The following is a 22,249-nucleotide window of genomic DNA, read 5'->3' as shown; positions in this document are numbered from 1 at the left end:
ATGCAATTAGGGGTGATTTAGTTTGAAAGAGAAGGAAAGAATGATCATTGACGCAGCAATGAAGCTCTTTGCTATGAAAGGTTTTACCTCAACATCAATTCAAGAAATTGCAACGGAAAGCGGCATATCCAAAGGAGCTTTTTATCTTTATTTCAAATCAAAGGACGCACTTCTTTTGGCGATTCTCCAGCATCATTTTGAAAAAATCCAACAAAAACTTTCAGAATTTGACCATAAAAACTTACCTGCTAGAGAAAAATTCATTAAACAGTTAAATGCAATGTTTGAAACCTTATTGGAGCATAAGGAATTTATCATTATGCAGACACGGGAACAGGTCATCTTATTAAATGACTCGATTAAAGGATTAATCTTAAAAATGCACGAAGAAATTCAGCAATTTTATCGTAATGGATTGAATTCCATTTATGGAGAGGCAATTAAGCCTTATCTTTGGGACTTATCGATGATGCTCGAAGGGTTATTCCAATCCTATATAAAAATCTTAATTTTTGACAAGGATAGCTTTACATTAGAGGAACTGACTGCATTTATTATGCGTAGAATGGACGGCATTGTTGCTTCAATTACAGGCGACCAACCGATTCTGTCCGATGAGAAAATGGAACGATTACTAAACAAAACAAAAGCCTTTTCTTTCAAAAACGTCAATCACGTTGAAATCATTATTGAGGACATGAAAAAAGAATTAGCGAAAATGGACGAGAAGGAAGATCTTGAAATCTCATTAGACGTACTAGAATCTGAAATAAACAAAGAGAACCCACGAGTGCCTGTTATTCAAGGGATGTTATCAAACTTTAAAGATATTCCACCATTCAAGAAGCATATGAAAGAAATCGCCTCATTTTATCATTTCTCTGTTGACTGAATGGAAATCGAGCGGGGCTTGCCATTAATGACAGGTTAAGTAAAGCTGGCTTCTTTAAGTGTAAAAAAGGCTGGGACAAAAGAGTTTTGATTGTTGAGAAATCCGAACGACATGATCGTTGATGGCTAGTATTCGCTTCGGAAATATCCTTCGCTAAGGTTGTGCATTGTTCGCATTTTAATCATACACGTTCGTTATGTCCCAGCCTCTCTATTACGTCATCATGAATAAATACAGGGCTTAAAAAACCTCTTGATATGCCCCGCAGAAGGCCCTATCCTATCAATCTCATCCAAAAAATCATGGTTTTAATTAGCTTACAAAAGAATTAGAAAAGGGCAGGAAGAAGCTTTTTCCGGTAACAAACTGCAATGAGATTTTGCAATGGGGCCGGAATCTTTTTTGGAAAAATTGGCCGGCTGTAATACGCGTAAAACGCTTTTTTTAGGTCATCCCATTGTGTACAATTTTTATCCTGTCTAAACCTTGCTACATCAATTAACACAATTTTATCATCAGCTGTTAAGAGAATATTTTTCAAGTGAATGTCTGACGGGTTTAAACCTTTTTCTCTCGCCACTTTAAGTGCACGATCAATTTCATCTACATACCCTTTCACAATTTTGATTCCTTTGCTTAGACATTCGGAAAGAGTGTATCCTTGAATATAATCAATCACCAAATAGTTTGGCCCTGATTCATATAACGTTGGATAATAGCTTACCCCTTGCAAGGTTTCATAGATTTGAGCTTCTTCTTTCGCCAGATCTGAAAAGGAGGGATGAAAAACCTTTAGCACTTTTGACGTTGATTTTATTTTAAAAACTATCGCACTTCTTCCTTTGCCGATAAATTCTAAACGATCATCTTTTTTTACAAAGGCCATAGTAGAGTCACTTTCTGCGAACATAACACTCTCAGCTAGTTCATAAAATGATGGCATATGTAGGACTCCCTTCACATTGACAAGCGTTTTTTCAATAAAAAAGCATCCTTACCAAAATTAATTTAGTAAAGACGCTAAAAACAAAAACAGACCTTTACCAAGATAATTCGGCAAAGGTCTCGCTAACAACGTACTGTTGCGGATAAGGCCGGGGAAATGTTCCCGTCTTGACGACATTATCCTTTAAAGCTACTCCCCTTCAAGAGAGATGTTATGCTTATTCAATTCTTCTTATCATATCATAAAGATATACGACATTCCAATCAATATGTTTTTATATTTACAAATAAAAGAAAGGAAATGGCGCCTCTTAAGTCTCTTGACTATTTTTCTCTTTCTGCGTTTCCTCCGCCTTGTGCAGCTCTGTTAATTTTGCGACAAGAATATGCTGTGGCATATGCATAATTCGTTCTAAGGGAAGATTTAAAGACTTGGAAAGCTTTTGTGCAGTCTCAGCAGATATTTGTAATGGCTTCATTTAGGATCACCCTTAACTCTTTATTTTACATTGAAATAAATCCTCCTTAAACCTTTCACATCTAATGAATGCTTTATCGATTTCTATCATACCCTTTAAAAAAACATGATTAGATAAGGAGGCCTATAATGACGCTAGCAATCTTCTATATTTTTCTTATCCTCCCGCTACTCATTTTACTTTATCGCGAGCGTAAAAAGTTGTCGATCATGACAGGAATGATGGCTTCTATGGCGATTAGCATGATGCTTGGATTAACACTTGGCTACTTTCTGGCAACCTTTCAACATGTCTCATTTTTTCATGCTTCCATCCTTGCAATGATTGGCTCTGGCTTAATCGGTGTTGCAGCAGGGTTCCCGTTCAATCTTCATGCGATTCTCGATGGTCTACTTGCAGGCTTAATGGGAGGGCTGATGGGAGCAATGCTTGGAGTTATGCTGACTGAGCCATTTATTTTGCCAATGCTCCAAATTCTTTGTGTTTGGTCTGTTGGTGTTTTTTTCTTTATCTTTCTACTGATTACACCACAGATCCGTCATTGGTTTTACCAGCCTGCAGGTTATTTTCTGTGCTGTTCTCTTTTTCTTATTTATCTATATGCCTATGAGTTAGAAAATCCTCACATAGAACAGCCACTTCATGAACATTTTGGTCAATCAAACCATTCTTCTACTTTGAAAGACAACATTTGAAAAATCGATCAGAACGATTATTCTGCTGTTCCCTTTCTGCTGCAAGAATCGTCTAATGCTTACATTTGTTTTGTTAACCAAGCTATAATTTGCTGCTTTTCGTTTTCAGTAAACTGATAATTTGGCGAGTCACAGCCTTCCTCTTGGAGAACAACTTGCAATACATCTCCTGCTTCATTTAAAATAACGAGCGCCTCGGGATCAATGATATCTATCGGCATTTTGTCCGTAGAAAATCCGACAAGGTAATGAACCCAATGTTGCACTGGATAGTGTTCTTTCAGTGTAAAATCTGAAAGTGTCATTTCTGTATATTTCTCAAAATTTAAATCAATCATACATGAACTCCTTTTTCGTTATGGAAAAGAGCCTTCCTTTCTAATTTTAACATGATTTCCGCCAAAAGCATCGATAAATTGCTCTTTCACAGATAGAGATGTTTTATCCAAACCATCCCCATAAACGTTTCGTTGATTACGTTTTTAGGAAGTCTTCAAATCATTCATCCTATTCTACAGATATTTTTAATGCAAAGTCTGTCTCTTTTGTATAATCAGTTCTTTTTTAGACGGTATCGGAAATTTTTCGTGTGCTGACATAAAACTATTAAAAGCTGCTGTAAAAGGTTGTGCAGATAGGGGCTCATAAATTGATGACATCACTGTTAAAAAAACAGCCAGCAAAAAAGCAGACGATGACTCGCCCACTCGTTATATTTGCTCTTTTTCTCGAATGTAAGAAAGAAGATGATCACAGCCATCAGAAATCAGATCAAAAACCTCTTCAAAATTCCCTGTAAAATAAGGGTCTGGAACATCAGCTAGCTGATAATTTGGAATAAAATCTAATAGACGCGCAACTTCCGCTTTGCCATGATGACCAGCTAGTGCCCTGAGATTTCCGACATTTTCAGTATCCATACCAATTACATAGTCAAAAGACTGTAAATCATCCTCTGACACTTGGCGAGCCTTTAAACCACTTGCATCAATTTGATTTTGCTTTAAAATCTCGATTGTTCCTTCATGAGGTGGATTACCGATATGCCACCGACCCGTTCCAGCAGAATCAATCGTTACGATTTTATCCAAACCTTGGTCTTTTACTTTTTTTCGAAAAATCGCTTCTGCCATTGGTGAACGACATATATTTCCTAAGCAAACGAATAAAATTTTTACCACTGTATTCCCTCCAAGCTCTTCTTGTACTCACAACATTTCCGCTAGTAAACCATTTATATAGAGCATTATGAAATTACTGTATTGATTAGGATGTATATTTTATTATCATCTTATCATGACTAGAACAATGTTTGAACAAAGCCGCAAATTTACCAAGTCATTTTATCCAAACAAAAAAGACGCCTATAAGCGCCTTTCTTCATTCTTATTTAAAAATTTCTTGGTGCGTTTCTTTTACTTTCGCCAAAACTGCATCCAATGTTGGATACGCTTCTCCGATACAATAGCTCTCTACGTTGCGTAACAAATGGTCTCCTTCTCCACGAAGAATTTGAACAATTTCTTCTGTACCAAGCTCATTCGAGCAAACCTTTCGACCATCTACTTTTGTTTCACAGTTTTCAAATTTTTCATACACAACGAGATATTCTGGCTTTGTTTCTCCGACAAGAAGTTGCTTTGTTTCGACTAAATCATGAACGAGCACGTTCGATTCACTTCCTACTAATTATATTTTGTAGTGATTTATGCTACGTCCCCTACTATAACGTTTTTTTGAAAAACCTCAAGGGGTTATTGTGTGAAAAAATAATGAAGATTTTTAAAGCGCTTTAATTTACTAGTAGTAAAAGAAACTACTTTTATGAGTGGTTGTTCGTTTTACCACTTGAAATGAAAACAAAACAAGTTTGTATAGCCCTTCCTTTAGGCAATGCTCATCCTATATCCAAGCTCAGCCTTTTTTTTCAAAAAAATAAGTTTCGTGTTTGTCTAATTCTCGTTATAATGAATGCATTGAACTCTGAATTTAAAGGATGACATCGAACGTGCGAAAACTCCTACTGTTTTTTCTTTTTTTTGGTCTACTTTTTATTGGAGCCGGCCAGTATCTTTTTGCACAGTCTGAACAAGTACGTCACTTTACGTACAAAGCGGTTTATGGACAACACAACATCCCAGCTGCCTTTATCCCGATCTATCAAGAAGCTGGGGAAACTTATAACATACCGTGGAAGTTGCTTGCTTCTGTGCACCGGGTTGAAACGATTTTTTCAAAAATGGATCAGCTGGAGAGTCCTGTTGGCGCAGTAGGTCACTTTCAATTCATGCCACGAACCTGGGTTGGCTGGACTTATCCTGGAACAGATGTTGGAGGAATTGATGAAGATGTTGATATTACTGATCTTGCCCTTATTGCAGAACATCAAGGCTACGGTGTAGATGCGACAGGGAATGGAAAAGCAGATCCGTTTGACTTATACGATGCTACATTTTCCGCTGCAAAATACTTAGCTGATCATGGTGCTGCTGATGGTGACTTAGAGAAGGCGCTTTTTGCTTACAATAAAAGCGAGGCATATGTACTTGAAGTAATGAGCTTTTATGAATCCTATCAAGACCATTACAATCCAATCACCTTTCCTTTTGATCAAAATCCTTACGAACATGCTTCTGAATGAAGCTATTTAAAGAGGCTGAATCATCTGAGTATGATCCAGCCTTTTGTCATGATACTTCCTGTTTTACTTCAATCTTCTCTTTATTTTGAAATTCAATTTTTAATTCAAACTTAGATATGGTTGCTGCATCGACATTTAAAGTTGCAAAGATGGCTTTTTGAACCTCTTGAGGTGATGTCGTCTCATCAAACGTTAAGTTAGAAAGTAAGGTCTCCATTGATGAAATCGCTTCTTCCCCTTCGATCTTTTGCTTTTCACCATTTTCCTTTTCTATCTCAGCCTTTTGCTTTTCTTTGTCTTGCTCGTATTTAAATTCCCATTCCTCATCGTTCATAAATTCAAGTTCGAGCTCAAATTTCTTTATCCCCTTAGATAATAATGAACTTGATCCCTCTACTTCTTTCTGTGCTTCTTTGCTGTTTGCTATTGTTTCATTTTCCTCTTCTTCTTTCTTTTGATGCTCCTTTGCTTGCTGTTCCTCTTCAGCTTGATGGGAAGCGGCCCCCTCATCTGTAGCATCCTTTTCCTCTGATGTACCCTCGGATTCAGCTGACTCCTTAAAAAGGTCTGATACAACGACCGTTCGTTCGTCTGCCGTCAGTACCTCAACCTCGGAGCTTTCACTTTCATCTAAAGGTGCCTCTTCTACCGTTTCTGTACTTCCACATGCCGCCAGAAACAAAACCAAGACAAAGAGAAATATCCCTTTTATTTGTATCATGATGTCTTCCTCCTCTCTCCATACCCCTTACTACTATAACGATTACGAACGATTTTGACTATGCATCTGCTTGACTAATTCAAAATCGATGAACATATAAATTAGTTAATCGTTTTTGTCCAATTTTATAGGGGGTTACAAAATGTTTGACTTAATTATTCTAGTTTTTCTATCTATATTAACGAGTCTTGATGGGTTTTTCATTGGATTCTTATACGGCTTTAAACGCGTAAAAATCCCTTTGCAGCATATTGTAGCTCTCTCTGCCTTTTCAGCAGTGATTGTCTTTTTCTCAATGAGTGTTGGACGCCTCATCGGTGAATTCGTTCCATCATACATTCTTCATACACTTGCTGGTATTATGATGATCGGTCTAGGTCTATATAATCTGGTTCATCAACCTCCTCTTCATGCCCGCTCCTATTTTATTACACTTGCTCTCATCATGAATATCGATAGCCTTGGCTATGGCTTACAAGCTGGGATTACTGAGCGCTCTTTTTATTTAGCACCTTTGGTTGGTGTTATCCTTTTTGTTTCTTTCTTGTTCGGTATGATCCAAGGCCATTTCGTAAAAAACCCTTTGATCCTTCAATCAATGGCTTCCTTACCTGGTCTTGTATTTATTTTTTTAGGTATATGCAAACTTTTATTATAATCGCTGAAAACTTTTCTTTTTATTATACAATTCAACATATCACAACGTATTACCTGTTTTCTTTTAAAACAATGAAAAAAGACTGACTTTTTTGAGCCAGTCTCTTCGCCTTCAATTTACCTTTTACGTCTCTTTTTTATTTCTTGCTACCTCATTCTAACATTCTTATTTGTAAATTTTATTACCAGCTTCTTGGAATTCTTTTGCTTTTTCTTCCATTCCTTGATCGATCGCTTCTTGTAAACTCAATCCTTTTTCACTGGCGTAATCCCGAATGTCCTGTGAGATTCTCATACTGCAAAATTTCGGGCCGCACATGGAGCAAAAGTGAGCGGTTTTTGCACCTTCTGCCGGAAGCGTCTCATCATGGTATTCTCTTGCTCTTTCTGGATCAAGAGAAAGGTTAAACTGATCATTCCAGCGAAACTCAAAGCGGGCCTTCGATAAAGCATCATCTCGAGTTTGTGCGCCTTTATGCCCCTTCGCAAGATCAGCTGCGTGTGCTGCAATTTTATAAGTGATAACTCCTTCTCTTACATCATCCTTATTCGGAAGTCCTAAATGCTCTTTCGGTGTTACATAACAAAGCATTGCCGTTCCGTGCCAAGCAATCATCGCCGCACCGATCCCTGAAGTGATATGATCATACCCAGGGGCAATGTCTGTTGTTAATGGCCCTAATGTGTAGAACGGTGCATCATGACACACCTCAATTTCACGGTCAATATTCTCTTTAATTTTATCCATCGGCACATGACCAGGTCCTTCAATCATCACTTGAACATCATGCTCCCAAGCGATTTTTGTCAATTCACCAAGCGTTTCAAGCTCAGCAAATTGTGCTTCATCATTCGCATCAGCAATCGATCCTGGTCGTAATCCATCACCTAAAGAAATGGAGACATCATATGCCTTACAAATCTCACAAATCTCCTCAAAATGTGTATAGAGGAAGTTTTCCTCATGATGATGCAAACACCATGAAGCAAGAATTGATCCACCACGCGATACGATTCCAGTTAGTCGATTTGCCGTTAGCGGAATGTAGCGAAGAAGCACACCTGCATGGATCGTAAAATAATCGACCCCTTGCTCCGCTTGTTCAATGAGTGTGTCGCGGTAGCTTTCCCACGTTAACTTCTCTGCTTCACCGCCAACCTTTTCAAGCGCTTGGTAAATAGGTACTGTTCCGATTGGTACAGGAGAGTTCCGAATAATCCACTCTCTTGTCGTATGAATATCCTTACCTGTAGATAAATCCATCACCGTATCGGCACCCCAACGAATCGCCCATGTCATTTTTTCAACTTCTTCATCGATGGAAGAGGTGACCGCAGAATTTCCAATATTGGCATTAACCTTAACATGAAAATTACGCCCGATAATCATTGGCTCACTTTCTGGATGATTAATGTTTGCTGGGATAATGGCACGACCTCTGGCAACCTCTTCACGTACGAATTCAGGCGATACTTGCTCCCGTATTGCGATAAATTCCATTTCAGGTGTAATGATTCCTTTTCTTGCGTAATGCATTTGCGTCACACACTGACCCTCTTTAGCTCGCAATGGCTTCCAATCTTGACCTAAAAAAGGATTTTCCGCTGCTTTGTTTTCTTTTGTTCGATAGCCATTGTCCTCAGGAACAACTTTTCTTCCTTCGTACTCAACAACATCTCCACGCTCAAGAATCCAATGACGACGTAATGGAGCAAGACCTTTTAAAAAGTCAATTTCAACGTTGGTATCCGTGTAAGGACCGCTCGTATCATAGACTCTGACCGGTTGATTTTCTTCTGTGCTACCTAATCTCTCAGTAGGAGACAGCTTAATTTCCCTCATTGGCACAGCGATATCTTCTCTTGAACCTCTTACATATACTTTTTCACTGCCTGGAAAACTTGTAATTCTTTGTGTCGGACGTTCTTGTTCGAAATTTTTCGTCATTTTCATCTCTCCTCGTTTTTTTTTTTTACGAAAGCGAGACCATTGTCGATACGAACGCAAGAAAGAAATCAAATAAAAAACCAAGTCCCCCACTTAAAAGGACCTGGTTGTATACGAACAAAAAAATAGGTAACCTATTATTTTTCTCGTTTCATCACTTTCCTACGCTGGTATGATCCAGATCAGGTCCGAAGGGTTAAGAAGCTTACACGCGCTTCTCTCTCAGTCCAGCTCATGGACACCCCTAGTGCAATCGATATATTGTATTCTCTCAAATCGTACCATAATCACTAACAGTTGAAAAGGAAAAATCAAGAATTTTTCAGCAATTTTTTTATTGCAAAAGCAACACTACTTTGGTATTAGTATTAAAAGCGAGTATTTAAGATTAAATCAAAGAGAACATACATAAATCCAGTTATCAGCACTGCAATTCCTAAAGATTTTATCAGCTTTTCTTTTCCTAAAATACAGATAACAAAAAATAAAAAAACAAGTACAGCTAACAAATAAGACGTGAAGTGAAGAATGACAATAAAACCGGCAATACTTAAAATAATTGTTGCTACGGCTGCCCAAGGGGACTTTTCATTTTTCGCTTGCTCTTCTTCTACTTGTTCATCTTGTTCGCTTTTTTGCTTATCCTGATTCGAAGGGGCAGAAAACACTCCTTCCTGTCTTAAAAAAGGAAAACGTCTAGCAATCGAGGGAACACTATCTCCAAAAAATTGAATAATGAGCATGATAAAAGTAATTCCCCCCACTACAAGAGGAAATAATCTTGCCTGTGGGTTAAAGGTAAAGGAAAGAGCTACAAATACACCCATTGTTACAATTAGGATCAGACTAAAGATACTACGCTCCGAGATTCTCATCAGTTGTGCCTCGCTTTCTCCTAATGATTGGTAGGGCAAGAATGATAATAGTTATGATGATAAACGATAAGGTGATAGGTCGAGTGAAAAATCCAGAATAACCTAGCAACTCAATTGTTTGATGAAAGCTTTGCTGCATCATTTCGCCAAGAACAACAGCAATGACTAGTGCAACTCTGGAAAAATGGTGCCGAATCATCGCATAACCAATAAGACCAAATAGCGCTGCCGCGACAACATCTTGAATTCGCCCGTCTGCTGCATACGAACCAACCAAAGCAAGAACCAAAATGACCGGAGCAATAAATACGGATTTTATCATGGTTAATCGAGCTAGTGGTGAAGCTAAAAGGATCCCAACAACACCTACAATAATATTAGCTAGTACAAGAGCATAGATGAGAGTAAGGGTAATACCGGGATTATCTAACATTAAACGAGGGCCTGGCTGTATACCATGAATGGTTAATGCACCAAGTAACACGGCCATTTCTAGACTTCCTGGAATACCAAATATTAAAGTAGGTACGAGTGCACCACCATCTTTTGCGTTATTTGCAGATTCAGGTGCAATAACCCCTCTCACATCTCCCTTCCCGAAGTTTTCTGGATTTTTTGAAGTGGACGCTGCTTGCCCATATGCAATGAAATTCGCAACTGCCCCACCAACACCTGGGATGATGCCAATAATCGTTCCGATGATTGAACTCTTAATAAACAAGCCAAAATTTTTAAATACAGCCCCCATACCTTCAAAGACACCTTTTAAAGAAGTATTAACCTTCTTTGATGCAATCGATCCTTGTTTAGTCCATAATGATATCGCTTCCGCAATTGCGAAAAGTCCAATAAGCATTGTTACGAGTGGAATACCGTCCCAAAGATAATCCGTTCCAAACGTATAACGAACAGCGCCTGATACAGGGTCGTAACCGATAAAAGCTATCATTAATCCTAAACCACCTGCAATAATGCCCTTCCATAATGAACCTTGGGATAATACAACAATCATGGCAAGACCCATGACTGCCATCATAAAATATTCAGGATAAGAAAATGCAAGAACAAGGTATCTACCTACTGGAAGAATTGCTGTTAAAATAATTGCACCAAATATCGCTCCAAGTACAGAAGCAGCTGCGGCCGCACCAATTGCTTGTCCTGCCTTCCCTTGCTTGGTCATTGGGAAGCCATCATATACAGTCGCAGCATTTTGGGCAGTTCCAGGTGTATTGATTAAAATTGCGGTAATAGAGCCCCCAAATGCTGTAGCACCTGAGGCTCCTATCAATAATGTTAAGGCTGTTGCAGCATCCATCGTAAACGTTAATGGTAATAGAAGCGCTAGGACCTGAGGACCACCAAGTCCTGGTAAAATTCCAAATAATAAGCCTAGCAATGCACCAATTGTTAAATATAAGATGCCTGGCCACGATATTAATTCTAGAAGTGCTGGTAGGGCTGCCTCTAACATCTTTTTCTCCACTCTCCTCTCATTGTCTTAAATGTCTGTATTATTCACTTCTCATTAATTCTTCATAAGGTAAAAGCATTTCTAAAGAAGCTTCTGCAATATTTGTCGCATCTTCATAATTACTAGGGTTCCAAGTAGCGCCTGCTGCAAGCACTTGTTCAATATACTCTTCATCATTTACAGCTTTCTCAAATGCATCACGTAAGATTGAAAGTCTTTCCTCTGGTGTATTAGGCGTTGCAGCAATAACGCGATACAAGGAGACGAGATCAATTAGTTCTTCATATCCTAATTCCGCAATGCTTGGTAAATCTGGATATTCTTCAAGTCTCTCGCTCGTATAAGACCATAATGGCACTAAATCTCCTGTATCAATATAATTTTTTAAACTTTCAACAGGAAGCTGAACAATATCAACATCTCCTCTAATTGCTGCCAAGATTGCTTCTGTACTTCCTGGGTGATTGATTGTCCGTAAATTCACATCAAGATGATTTGCTGCAACAACAAGTCCTAATCCATCTGTTGAAGAAATATTTGTAATACCTGCACGAACTTCGTCAGCATTTTGAAGCTGTGATAACTCTGTATAATTTGAAGACGGAGAAGCTGCTGCAATATAGTCAGTTCTCGTAATATTTCCGACATACTCAAATTCCGTTAAATCATAGCTTGCATCACCCAAAATTTGTTGTGTAAAATGTCCCGGTAGATTAATTAAACCTAGCGTATGGCCATCTGGATTTGCTCGTGTTAATTCTCCAAGTCCGATGTTCCCATTGCCACCTGCGACATTCTCAATAATGACACTTGTATCATTAGGTAAATATTTTTCTAAATAAGGTGCTAGCATTCTCGCAGCTAAATCAAACCCTCCACCTGCACTGTAAGGTACGATAATTGTAATTTCTTGTTCAGGGAAATTGTCAGCGCTTTCATTCGAATCATTTGCCGAACCCGTTGCTCCCTTATTGCTACCACAGGCGACAAGTAAAGAAAGCACTAAGCAAATAACACCTAAAAACGTAATTTTCCGACCCCACATTAACTGATTTTTCATCGTTTTTTCCTCCTTAAGTTATCTTTCTCTTCCTATTTAAAGTGTAGTGAATATAAATTGCTCAAAAAACAACTCCATTCCTGTATATGGAACGTTATTTCATAATTTTTATTGGATTATTAATTTTTTGAATGTTTTAGGAAAAGTTTGTTAAGACCTAGTTGAATGCAAGTAAAAAGGAGTGTACACGAGGCTACACTCCCTTAATTAGACGATAAATTTCTTCACTTCACTCCAACACTTTCTTTTGTATGAAGAAGGAAAAGCATTATCTTCTTTTAAAGAGACGCAAAAAGCTTGGTTTTTTTACCAAGCTTTTTGTACATATTAAATCTTCATAAACACAATGCTTCTGGGAGAGACAATTAAACGGTTTCTTTTGTTTTTTCAGGTTCGAAGGTCATCAGGGCATTCCCACTACCTGATGATTGAGCATAGCCAAGAAACGATGGTTTATAGTCACCTTCTAGGGCACCTAACATCATTGCTAAATGACGTCCACCTCCTTCTACTCCTGCAACACGCGCATACTGAGGGAGCATTTCTCTCGCCGATTCCATGTCTTTGTTCATAAGGTAGTCAATAAATTGCTTATCCAATGCTTGCTCTGAAATCGTCGGCATATGGTGACGTCCACGAACTAAGTTATGAGCCAAAGCACCACTGAAGACGAAAACGATTCGTTTATCCGAAGCATTCAAGACTTTTCCAATTTCCTGTCCCCATTTAAAGGTTTCATCCAGACTTGCGGCCATTGTAATGGACAAGTTTACGACAGGAATATCCTCATTCGGAACAAAATAACGCAGTGGAACAACTGTACCGTAATCCCATACATAGGTTGGGTCATTGACAGCAATCACTGGCAAACGTGCATGCTTTCCAGCCATAACTAGAGCTTCACCAAGCTCTTGATCGCCAGGATAATGATACGAGACGTCTGAAATAATATCAGGGCATTCAAAAGCGGTTAAAACCCCTTTATGAACGGGTGAAGCATCAACATAATGGTGAAAGGTTGAAATCCAGTGGCAGGAAACAAGAACGATTGCATCTGGTTTAAGGTCTTTAATCGTCCCAGCCAGCTCATCCATTTGTGCTACCATTTTTTGTTGAAAGTCAGGTACATTTTCACGATGACAAATACTTGGGACATGCGCTCCGAGTATACCCAATTCAATTGTCATACCAATTACCTCCTATCATTATTTTAATAGAGCCTTACGAATTTTTAGCCGTTCGTTTTTCGACAGATTCTCCTGCAATCCCCCAGTGAGATTTAGGTGTTTCGGTTACAAGGACTCTCACATTTTCTTTCGGAACCTCAAGCGTTTTTGCAAGTGTTTCAGTCAAATCAGCAATGACTTGTTCGATTTTTTCCTTTGGTCGCCCTTCCATCATGTTAACGTTTACAATCGGCATGGATAAGCCTCCTATCTTTTCCGACCTTTATTCTATTCAACAACAGTAAAACCAACTTCACCTAGGCCATCTAATTTCGCAGAAACAACATCTCCCTTTGATAATTGGACAGCACCAGTAATACCACCTGTTAAGATAATTTGGCCTGCAGTTAGCTTTTCACCTTTACGATGGAGCATGTTCGCAAGCATCGCTACTGAGTTAGCAGGATGACCTAACACCGCAGCACCTGCGCCAAGATCTTTAATCTCCCCATTAATCGATAGCGTTGTTCCAACTAAGTCTAGTTCAAGCTCCTCAGGTTTCCGTAAGCGATTTCCTAATACGACTTTTGAGGAAGACGCATTATCAGCGATTACATCAGGAAGGGTAAAATTAAAGTTTTCATAGCGGCTATCAATAAGCTCAAGTGCTGGAATGACATAATCTGTTGCCGCCAATACTTGTGCACCAGAGATTCCAGGCCCTTCAATGTCCTTTCCTAAAACGAAAGCAATTTCAGCTTCAACTTTTGGATGAATAAAATCTGATAATGAAACAGCAGATCCCTCTTGTACGACCATGTTATCAAAAATATAGCCATAAATCGGTTCTTCAACATTCATTTGCTTCATTTTTGCTTGACTTGTTAAGCCCATTTTAGGACCAACAATCGAATGACCTTGCTCAAGCTTAAGCTTCACGATCTCTTCTTGAATCAAATAGGCATCGTCTACTGTCAAATCTGGCACCTTGTCCTTTGTAATTCTAACGACATCTCTTCTTTCAAGCTCTGCATCTAATAAAAATTTAGCAATCTCTCGAAACTGCTCTGTTCCCACTATCAATTCCTCCAATCACACATTTACGCTTTTCTGTTTCCTTGCAATTTCTGCAGCTACATCAATAATCATATCTTCCTGACCACCGACAACTTTTCGCTTTCCAAGTTCAATTAATATGTCGCGTGAGTCAATGCCAAAGCGTGCAGCTGCTCGTTGGGAATGGAGCAAGAAGCTTGAATAGACACCAGCATACCCCATTGTAAGACTGTCTCTCGTAATCTCTTGAGGTTTTTGTAAAATTGGCGCAATGATGTTTTCCGCTAAATCCATCATCTTGTATAAATCAACGCCGCTGTTTAGACCTAATCGTTCAAGTACTGCCACAAGCACTTCTGTTTGTGTGTTTCCAGCACCAGCTCCGAGGCAGCGTACACTTCCATCAATCCGAGTAGCCCCTTCTTCAATCGCCGCTAAGGTATTTGCCATGGCAAGTGATAGATTGTTATGGGCATGGAAGCCAACGTTAATCGTCAATGTTTGTCGTAAGGCTTTAATTCGTTCCCGAACCTCATGAGGAAGAAGGGCACCAGCAGAATCTACAACATATACCGTATCAGCTCCATAGCTTTCCATTAGCTTCGCTTGCTCCACTAGCTTATCGATTGGTGCCATATGGGACATCATTAAAAACCCAACTGTTTCTAGCCCAAGCTCTTTGGCAAGCCCGATATGCTGTGGTGCAACATCTGCTTCCGTCACATGTGTCGCGATTCGCGCCATTTTTACCCCTAATGAAGCAGCTTGCTTCAGTTCATTCATCGTACCAATCCCTGGAATCAATAGGACAGCAATTTTTGCTTGCTTACATACAGAAACTGCCGCTTCAATTAACTCCATTTCATCGGTTAAAGACAAACCATACTGTTGAGACGAACCTGCTAAGCCATCCCCATGGGCAACTTCAATATACGGTACATTGGCTTCATCAAGCGCTTTTGCAACAGCGGTCACCTGCTCAACAGTATATTGGTGACCAATCGCATGACTTCCATCACGTAATGCAACTTCTGTTAATACGATATCTCGTTTATCAGTCATTCGTAAAAGTCCTTTCTCTCATAGTATAGTTTGTCATTACACTGCCGGTGAGCTTTTTAGCTTGTTCTTTGCAAATTCTTCAGCGACTTTTACCGAAGCAGCTGTCATAATATCTAAATTTCCAGCATATTTCGGCAAATAGTCTCCAGCCCCTTCAACTTCTAAAAAGATCGTTACTCTGTTCCCTTCAAAAATCGGCTCTGTTCGTAAACGGTAGCCTGGCACATAAGACTGAACAGCCTCTGCCATCTCTTGTATCGACTTTGTAATTTTCTCTTCGTCTAAAGTTCCTTCTTCAACAACAGCATAAACTGTATCTCTCATAAGGATTGGCGGTTCTGCAGGATTCAAAATAATGATGGCTTTTCCTTTTTTTGCACCACCGATTTCTTCAATTCCACGAGAAGTGGTTTGCGTAAATTCATCAATATTTGCTCTTGTTCCTGGTCCAGCACTCTTACTTGAAATCGTCGCCACAATTTCAGCATATTCAACTGGACTAACTCGGTTTACAGCGTGAACCATAGGAATCGTCGCTTGGCCACCGCACGTAATTAAGTTAATGTTTGGCGCATCTAAATGCTCACCTAAATTGACAGTAGGTACAACGAATGGCCCTCTTGCCGCAGGTGTTAAGTCAAGCACTTGCTTTCCAGCTTCTTTGAGAAGCTTTGCATGACGGACATGCGCTTTTGCTGAGGTTGCATCAAAGACAATATCAGCTAATTCGCCACTTGTTTCTAAAAATTCCTGCAATCCATTCGTAAATGTGTTGTATCCTTTATCTTGCGCTCTCTTAACCCCATCAGAGTTAGGGTCAATACCGATCATGGATGTTAATTCTAAAATTTCTGATCGCTCTAACTTAAGCATCAAATCCGTTCCAATATTTCCCGTTCCTAAAATGGCAACTTTTATTTTATCCATTTGAATCTCCTTCCTTTTTATGAAGAAAATCGAACTGATACTTCACCTAAGTGGGCAATTTTTGCCGTAAAGATATCACCTGGTTCTGCATTAACAGCTGCAGAAAGGGCACCAGAAAGGATGACCTCTCCCGCTTTTAACGTAATGTCAAATTGACTGAGCTTGTTCGCGAGCCAAGCAACGCAATTTGCAGGATTGTCCATTGCCGCAGCTCCTACACCTGTATTAATGATCTCACCATTCTTAAACAGCACCATACCAACTTGGGCAATGTCTACCTGATCCACACGGACCGGTTTTCCTCCGAGAACATATAAGCCTGATGAAGCATTATCAGCAATTGTGTCTTGTAATTTTATTTTCCAATCTTTCACCCGGCTATCGACGATTTCTAATGACGGCAAGATGTAATCCGTCGCTTGCAGAACATCAAGTGCGGTAACATTTGGCCCTTTTAGATCTTTTTTTAATACAAAAGCAATTTCTGCTTCGACCTTCGGCTGCATGACGCGCTCAAATGAAACCTCGCCACCATTTTCCACAACCATATTATCGAGTAAATGACCATAATCTGGTTCATTTACTCCTAATAAGTTTTGCATAGCTTTTGAAGTCAGACCAATTTTTTTCCCGACAATATTATGGCCTTGCTCTAATTTTTGCCGAATGATTTCTAACTGAACAGCATAGGCATCTTCTGTTGTAAAATTCTCGTTTTGTTCTGTTAAAGCCGTTGTCCCTTCACGATCTTTTTCAGCTTGTAATAGTTGATTTGCAAAGGTTTCGGTTGAATGCATGATGATTGCCTCCTATTATAGCTTGATACAAATATTTTTTAGTTCACTATAAAATTCAAAGCTATGCATACCACCTTCACGTCCAATACCACTATGCTTCATTCCACCGAATGGTGTGCGTAGGTCACGTAAGAACCATGTGTTCACCCAAATAATTCCTGCTTCCACCTCTCCAGCTACACGGTGTGCACGACGTAAATCATTTGTCCAAATGGATGCGCTCAATCCATAGTGTGAATCATTAACCTGTGCGATCACTTCTTCCTCAAGGTCAAATGGAATGACTGTAACGACTGGACCAAAGATTTCTTCTCTCACACAACGAGCATTTCGATCTAAGCCTGTAATAATTGTTGGTTCAATATAATAACCTTTTTCGAACCCTTCAGGTCTTTTACCACCTATTAAAATTGTTCCGCCTTCTTCTTTTGCTAAATCTATATAGCCCATTACACGCTCATAATGTTCTTTTCCAATCATGGCACCAATTTTTGTTTTTTCATCAAATGGGTCACCAACAACAAGCTCTTTTGTTTTCTTGACAAATTTATCAACGAATTCGTCATAGGCAGGACGCTCAACATAAATACGGGAACCACATAAGCAAACTTCGCCTTGGTTGATAAAACTAGATTTAATCGTTGTTTCTAACACTTCATCAATATCAGAGTCAGCAAAAATAATGTTTGGATTCTTTCCACCAAGCTCATAAGAAAGCTTCTTTAAGGTTGGTGCAGCCGCTTTCATAATTGCCGTACCCGTTGAGGTTTCTCCAGTAAATGTAATCGCATCGACATCAGGGTGCTCCGTTAAAGCTGCACCAGCTGAACCAGGTCCAAATCCGTGAACGACGTTAACAACACCATCAGGAACGCCTGCTTCCTTACAAATTTCAGCTAAGACTGTTGCTGTCATCGGTGTCCATTCTGCAGGTTTCATAACAGCAGTGTTTCCAGCCGCCAAGCAAGGGGCTAACTTCCAAGTTAATAGAAGCAATGGAAGGTTCCAAGGGTTAATTAAACCAACAACACCAACAGGCTTTCGTACAGCATAGTTAATTGCTAAATCATCATGCTGATATGCTTCTGTTCCCATTGTTGTCATGTAGTCGGCGAAGAAATGAAAGTTATAAGCCGCACGCGGAATGTCAATGGAACTTGATAACCAAATTGGCTTTCCTGTATCCAATGATTCTAATTGTGCAAGTTCCTCTTTTCTTTCTAAAATAATGTCGCCAATTTTACGGAGAATACGAGAGCGTTCAGTCAAAGGCATTGTTTTCCAACGGCCGTTTAATGCACGTCTTGCTGCTGAAACAGCTAAGTCGATCTCTTCTTTTCCTCCTTCAGCTACAGTTCCTAAAATTTCTTCGTTTGCTGGATTCACATTTTCAAAGGTTTTGCTGCTTAAAGAGTCCATATATTGACCATTAATAAAGTGTTTACAATCAATCCCAGTTACTGTTTTCGTTGTAATTGCTGTCATGCATCATACCTCCAAATAGTCGTTTTGATTGTTTTGCTATGTGTCTAGCATAAATGAACTTTGTACCTTATAAAACACCTTTGTTCTTATATACGCAACAAATAATTATTTTTTTAATAATTTTTAGATTATTCATTTTTATTTAACAATATGATATAGTGTTTTTATATCCCATAAAAGAACATTGTTCCTTTATAGGCAACAACTTAGAATGGAGGTTAGGTTATGCAACAAACGGCAAAGAAGGATTACACCTTATCATCTGTAAAGAACGCTCTTCGGATATTACGTAGTTTTTCAATGGAAGAGTCTGAACTAAAAATTACTGACTTAGCAAAGCAGCTTGATATAGGAAAAAGCACCGTCAGTCGTTTAATGTCAACGCTTGCTAGTGAAGGATTTGTAGAAAAAAATCCTGAGAATCAGCGCTATCGCCTAGGGCTTTCAATCTTGTCTCTTGCGAGCGTTTGCACTTCAAACTTCGAAATCCATACAGAAGCAATGCCTGTTTTGCATCAACTAGTAGAAAAGACAGGAGAAACCTCCCATTTGGCGATTCTAGATGGAATCGATGTTATTTATCTTCATAAGGTTGAAAGCAAGCATCAGGTTCGTGCTTTTACTCACGTTGGAAAGAGAAACCCTTCCTATTGTACTAGCTCAGGTAAGATTTTATTAGCCCATCATGATGTAAGTATATTAGAAGAAACAATTAAAAAGGGATTAGTGCCTTACACCGAAAAGACCATTACAGATCCGAAGAAATTAGCCAAAGTGTTAGAAGAGATAAGACAGCAAGACTACGCTATAAGCACTGAAGAAATGGCTGAAGGCGTTGTTTCCATCGCAGCACCTGTGAGAGATTACACCGGACAAGTGATTGCATCTGTGAACATAGTCGGACCGATTCAACGGGTAAACGACCATACGATGCCCAACCATATAAAAAAGGTTGTCGAGGCAGGTAAGCAAATTTCTGAAAGACTAGGCTATCGCCCTAATTTAAAAAATAACCAAACTTTGTAAGGAGAGGATTTTCATGTACGATTTCCATACGCATTTTATTCCTGAGGATGTCTTAACTTGGATTAAAGACCATCAGAAAGAGGTCAATGCTAATTGGATTAAAAAAAACCCAGAGAAAGAAAAATTTTTATCAATTAATGACAAGTGGGCTTTTGAACTTAAGAAAGAATTTGTAAGCGCTTCGTTATATCTTGAAGAAAAAGAAAAAGCAAGCGTCACTCATGCCATTGTTTCACCGATTCCACAGCTGTTTTTATATGACTTTCCCTCTGAAATCACAAGCGAACTCGCTTCTGTCTATAATCAAGCACTTGCACAATGGACAAGCTCTAATAGCAATCAATTGTCAGCACTAGCAACCGTTCCGTTAAACGACCCAGAGCAAGCAGCAAACGAATTGCGAAACGCGATGAATTTAGGCTTAAAGGGCGCAATTATTGGACCAGGCTTAAACGGTCAATTGCTGTCCAACCAGGTTTTCACCCCGTTTTGGGAGGAAGCAGACCGTCAACGAGCGATCATTTTTATACACCCATTGCTATGTGAAGATCCGCGGTTGAAACAACGCATGATGCCAAATCTAATTGGTGTTCCTTGGGAAACGACCATCTGTGCCACGGACATTCTATTAAGTGGATTGCTCGATCAGTACCGCAATACAAAAATTCTCTTAGCGCATGGTGGTGGTTTCCTCCCTTATCAAATTGGTCGTCTGAACAAGGGTTATGAGCAATGGCCACTCGTATCCAATACTCTTCGTAAAGAGCCAATTGAGTATTTGAAAGATTTTTGGTATGACAGTGTTCTTTGGAACCCCGGAACGCTTGACTATTTGGCACAAACGGTTGGTGAGGATCGAATCGTACCTGGTTCTGATTTTCCATTCGATCTTTGTGCTTGGCCTCCGGCTAGTAATTTGGCAAAAGGCTCTGAGGCTCTATTAACTTAAGTCATATCTTTACTTCACCTAGGCTGCCACGTTCATTGTGGCAGCCTTTTAAGCGAATTTTTACATCTCGTCCCCTTGCGTAAATGAGATACATACATTGATACATTGAAAATTCCTAGACTTGACTATGAAGTGCTTCCATGCTTCCCCACTCAATCGGAAGTCCAGTATAATTCTCAGAGAGGCTTGTTAGAGCTGCCCGAGAAGATGTAACATAGGCAAGCTCACTAACCTGTATTCCCCGCTCAAACGGACTGTGATTATGATTACGATGCAGCATTGTTGTCATCCACCAAGAGAAGCGTTGCGCTTTCCAAACACGTCGAAGGGCAATGTCTGAATAGCGCTGCATTTTATCCTTGTCTCCACAATGATAAAATGCAGCCACTCCTTTTGTTAAAACTTGGACATCTGACATGGCTAAGTTTAATCCCTTTGCCCCTGTTGGTGGAACAATATGAGCAGCATCACCAGCGATAAAAAGCCTACCATACTGCATCGGTTCACAAACAAAGCTTCGCATTGATACAATGTTTTTTTGAATAATCGGACCATCTGGCAAGGTCCAGCCATCCTTCGTCTCGACACGTGTTTTTAATTCCGACCAAATCCTATCATCTGACCAATTGGCAATGTCGTCGTTCGGATCAACTTGAAGATAATGCCGTTGAATTTGTGGAGTGCGTGTACTAATTAATGCAAACCCACGATCATGGTTGGCATAAATCAATTCAGGGTTGGCGATTGGTGTTTTCGCAAGAATACCTAACCAGCCAAATGGGTAAATTTGTTTCTTTTCATTTCGTATTTCATCTGGAATCATCTTACGACTCGGACCATGGTAGCCATCACAGCCTGCGATAAAGTCACAGGTGATTTCTAGTAGTTCACTATTTTCTTCTTTTCGAAATTGAATTTTAGGAGTATCGGTATTGATATTATGAAGGCTAACATCGCGAACGTTAAAATAGATCGTTCCTTGATCTTTTAATCTTCTAGCAACTAAGTCTTTAATGATCTCATGCTGAGGATAGACCATGATTGTTTTCCCTTCGGTTAATTCATACATATTAACCCGATGCCTAATTCCATTATATTGAAGTTCGATGCCATGATGAACATGCCCTTCACGCATCATTCGTGTCCCAACACCTGTTGCATTCATTAAATCAACGGTTCCTTGCTCAAGGACACCTGCACGAATCGTCCCTTCAATTTCTTCTCTCGTTCGGCACTCCACAATGATTGAATCAATACCTTCTAAATGAAGAAGGTGTGAGAGCATTAATCCCGCAGGACCTGCACCTATAATAGCGACTTGTGTTTTCATCGTATTATCCCCTCTCTACTTTTGAACAAATTTCAAATGTAAACGCTTCCTTCCCTTCATTTAC

General features: G+C 39.4%; 24 protein-coding genes and 1 riboswitch. Of the genes, 6 read left to right on the top strand and 18 right to left on the bottom strand.

Annotated features, from left to right (window positions below; translation table 11 throughout):
- The first annotated feature begins 22 nt into the window (after positions 1-22).
- Complete coding sequence (locus tag BLT_RS0109660; protein WP_017727590.1) at positions 23-892, top strand: TetR/AcrR family transcriptional regulator; 870 nt, start codon at positions 23-25, stop codon at positions 890-892.
- 328 nt (positions 893-1,220) lie between these two features.
- Here BLT_RS0109660 and BLT_RS0109655 read toward each other — a convergent pair whose 3' ends face one another.
- Complete coding sequence (locus BLT_RS0109655; RefSeq protein ID WP_017727589.1) at positions 1,221-1,835, bottom strand: hypothetical protein; 615 nt, start codon at positions 1,833-1,835, stop codon at positions 1,221-1,223.
- 313 nt (positions 1,836-2,148) lie between these two features.
- Positions 2,149-2,316 carry a YycC family protein gene (locus BLT_RS23065; RefSeq protein WP_017727588.1) on the bottom strand — a complete coding sequence of 56 codons (168 nt, stop codon included), beginning with the start codon at positions 2,314-2,316 and terminating at the stop codon, positions 2,149-2,151.
- 128 nt (positions 2,317-2,444) lie between these two features.
- Here BLT_RS23065 and BLT_RS21705 point away from each other — a divergent pair, with 128 nt between their 5' ends.
- Positions 2,445-3,011 (top strand): hypothetical protein, encoded by a 567-nt coding sequence (locus BLT_RS21705; RefSeq protein WP_017727587.1) that lies wholly within the window; start codon positions 2,445-2,447, stop codon positions 3,009-3,011.
- Positions 3,012-3,070: 59 nt separating this feature from the next.
- Here the strand turns inward: BLT_RS21705 and BLT_RS0109640 are convergent, their stop codons facing one another.
- The 3 genes from BLT_RS0109640 to BLT_RS0109630 form a co-directional block, all read right to left on the bottom strand.
- Positions 3,071-3,349, bottom strand: a complete 279-nt coding sequence (locus BLT_RS0109640; RefSeq protein WP_017727586.1) for a hypothetical protein — start codon at positions 3,347-3,349, stop codon at positions 3,071-3,073.
- Between the two features lie 372 nt (positions 3,350-3,721).
- Positions 3,722-4,192, bottom strand: a complete 471-nt coding sequence (locus tag BLT_RS0109635) for a low molecular weight protein-tyrosine-phosphatase (protein ID WP_017727585.1) — start codon at positions 4,190-4,192, stop codon at positions 3,722-3,724.
- A gap of 205 nt (positions 4,193-4,397) precedes the next feature.
- Positions 4,398-4,679: a hypothetical protein gene (locus BLT_RS0109630; RefSeq protein WP_017727584.1), complete on the bottom strand. Its 282-nt coding sequence runs from the start codon at positions 4,677-4,679 to the stop codon at positions 4,398-4,400.
- Positions 4,680-5,019: 340 nt separating this feature from the next.
- Between BLT_RS0109630 and BLT_RS0109625 the strand changes: the two genes are divergently transcribed.
- Positions 5,020-5,652: a lytic transglycosylase domain-containing protein gene (locus tag BLT_RS0109625; protein ID WP_017727583.1), complete on the top strand. Its 633-nt coding sequence runs from the start codon at positions 5,020-5,022 to the stop codon at positions 5,650-5,652.
- A gap of 46 nt (positions 5,653-5,698) precedes the next feature.
- Here BLT_RS0109625 and BLT_RS0109620 read toward each other — a convergent pair whose 3' ends face one another.
- Positions 5,699-6,373 carry a YusW family protein gene (locus tag BLT_RS0109620; RefSeq protein WP_017727582.1) on the bottom strand — a complete coding sequence of 225 codons (675 nt, stop codon included), beginning with the start codon at positions 6,371-6,373 and terminating at the stop codon, positions 5,699-5,701.
- Between the two features lie 142 nt (positions 6,374-6,515).
- Here BLT_RS0109620 and BLT_RS0109615 point away from each other — a divergent pair, with 142 nt between their 5' ends.
- Complete coding sequence (locus tag BLT_RS0109615; RefSeq protein ID WP_017727581.1) at positions 6,516-7,031, top strand: hypothetical protein; 516 nt, start codon at positions 6,516-6,518, stop codon at positions 7,029-7,031.
- 165 nt (positions 7,032-7,196) lie between these two features.
- Here BLT_RS0109615 and thiC read toward each other — a convergent pair whose 3' ends face one another.
- From thiC to BLT_RS0109560, 11 genes are all read right to left on the bottom strand, one after another.
- Entirely contained in the window at positions 7,197-8,978 is a 1,782-nt protein-coding gene (thiC, locus tag BLT_RS0109610; protein ID WP_017727580.1) for a phosphomethylpyrimidine synthase ThiC, read from the bottom strand.
- A gap of 142 nt (positions 8,979-9,120) precedes the next feature.
- Positions 9,121-9,234: riboswitch (TPP riboswitch) on the bottom strand.
- A 112-nt stretch (positions 9,235-9,346) separates the two neighbouring features.
- Positions 9,347-9,853, bottom strand: a complete 507-nt coding sequence (locus tag BLT_RS0109605; RefSeq protein WP_017727579.1) for a tripartite tricarboxylate transporter TctB family protein — start codon at positions 9,851-9,853, stop codon at positions 9,347-9,349.
- On the bottom strand, positions 9,834-11,339 hold the full coding sequence (locus tag BLT_RS0109600; protein ID WP_236611082.1) for a tripartite tricarboxylate transporter permease: 1,506 nt from the start codon (positions 11,337-11,339) through the stop codon (positions 9,834-9,836). The genes BLT_RS0109605 and BLT_RS0109600 overlap by 20 nt, the downstream gene beginning before the upstream one ends.
- Positions 11,340-11,367: 28 nt before the next feature.
- Complete coding sequence (locus BLT_RS0109595; RefSeq protein WP_017727577.1) at positions 11,368-12,387, bottom strand: tripartite tricarboxylate transporter substrate binding protein; 1,020 nt, start codon at positions 12,385-12,387, stop codon at positions 11,368-11,370.
- A gap of 365 nt (positions 12,388-12,752) precedes the next feature.
- Positions 12,753-13,574: a DODA-type extradiol aromatic ring-opening family dioxygenase gene (locus BLT_RS0109590; RefSeq protein WP_017727576.1), complete on the bottom strand. Its 822-nt coding sequence runs from the start codon at positions 13,572-13,574 to the stop codon at positions 12,753-12,755.
- Positions 13,575-13,608: 34 nt separating this feature from the next.
- Positions 13,609-13,809: a 4-oxalocrotonate tautomerase gene (locus BLT_RS0109585; RefSeq protein ID WP_017727575.1), complete on the bottom strand. Its 201-nt coding sequence runs from the start codon at positions 13,807-13,809 to the stop codon at positions 13,609-13,611.
- Between the two features lie 32 nt (positions 13,810-13,841).
- Positions 13,842-14,630 (bottom strand): 2-keto-4-pentenoate hydratase, encoded by a 789-nt coding sequence (locus tag BLT_RS0109580; protein ID WP_017727574.1) that lies wholly within the window; start codon positions 14,628-14,630, stop codon positions 13,842-13,844.
- 15 nt (positions 14,631-14,645) lie between these two features.
- Entirely contained in the window at positions 14,646-15,671 is a 1,026-nt protein-coding gene (dmpG, locus tag BLT_RS0109575) for a 4-hydroxy-2-oxovalerate aldolase (RefSeq protein ID WP_017727573.1), read from the bottom strand.
- 36 nt (positions 15,672-15,707) lie between these two features.
- Positions 15,708-16,598, bottom strand: coding sequence for an acetaldehyde dehydrogenase (acetylating) (locus tag BLT_RS0109570; RefSeq protein WP_017727572.1), 891 nt, complete (start codon positions 16,596-16,598; stop codon positions 15,708-15,710).
- Between the two features lie 17 nt (positions 16,599-16,615).
- On the bottom strand, positions 16,616-17,395 hold the full coding sequence (locus tag BLT_RS0109565) for a 2-keto-4-pentenoate hydratase (RefSeq protein WP_017727571.1): 780 nt from the start codon (positions 17,393-17,395) through the stop codon (positions 16,616-16,618).
- 15 nt (positions 17,396-17,410) lie between these two features.
- Positions 17,411-18,880, bottom strand: coding sequence for an aldehyde dehydrogenase (locus tag BLT_RS0109560; protein ID WP_017727570.1), 1,470 nt, complete (start codon positions 18,878-18,880; stop codon positions 17,411-17,413).
- A gap of 225 nt (positions 18,881-19,105) precedes the next feature.
- On the opposite strand from BLT_RS0109560, the gene BLT_RS0109555 reads away from it, so the two are divergent.
- Together BLT_RS0109555 and BLT_RS0109550 are read left to right on the top strand one after the other, a co-directional pair.
- Entirely contained in the window at positions 19,106-19,906 is an 801-nt protein-coding gene (locus tag BLT_RS0109555; protein WP_017727569.1) for an IclR family transcriptional regulator, read from the top strand.
- A 13-nt stretch (positions 19,907-19,919) separates the two neighbouring features.
- Positions 19,920-20,855, top strand: coding sequence for an amidohydrolase family protein (locus BLT_RS0109550; protein ID WP_017727568.1), 936 nt, complete (start codon positions 19,920-19,922; stop codon positions 20,853-20,855).
- Between the two features lie 115 nt (positions 20,856-20,970).
- Here the strand turns inward: BLT_RS0109550 and BLT_RS0109545 are convergent, their stop codons facing one another.
- Complete coding sequence (locus tag BLT_RS0109545) at positions 20,971-22,185, bottom strand: 4-hydroxybenzoate 3-monooxygenase (RefSeq protein WP_017727567.1); 1,215 nt, start codon at positions 22,183-22,185, stop codon at positions 20,971-20,973.
- Positions 22,186-22,249: the final 64 nt, after the last annotated feature.

This window comes from Halalkalibacterium ligniniphilum, from assembly GCF_000334155.1.
Classification (GTDB): Bacteria; Bacillota; Bacilli; order Bacillales; family Bacillaceae_D; genus Halalkalibacterium; species Halalkalibacterium ligniniphilum.
This window is presented reverse-complemented; position numbering and strand designations above follow the sequence as displayed.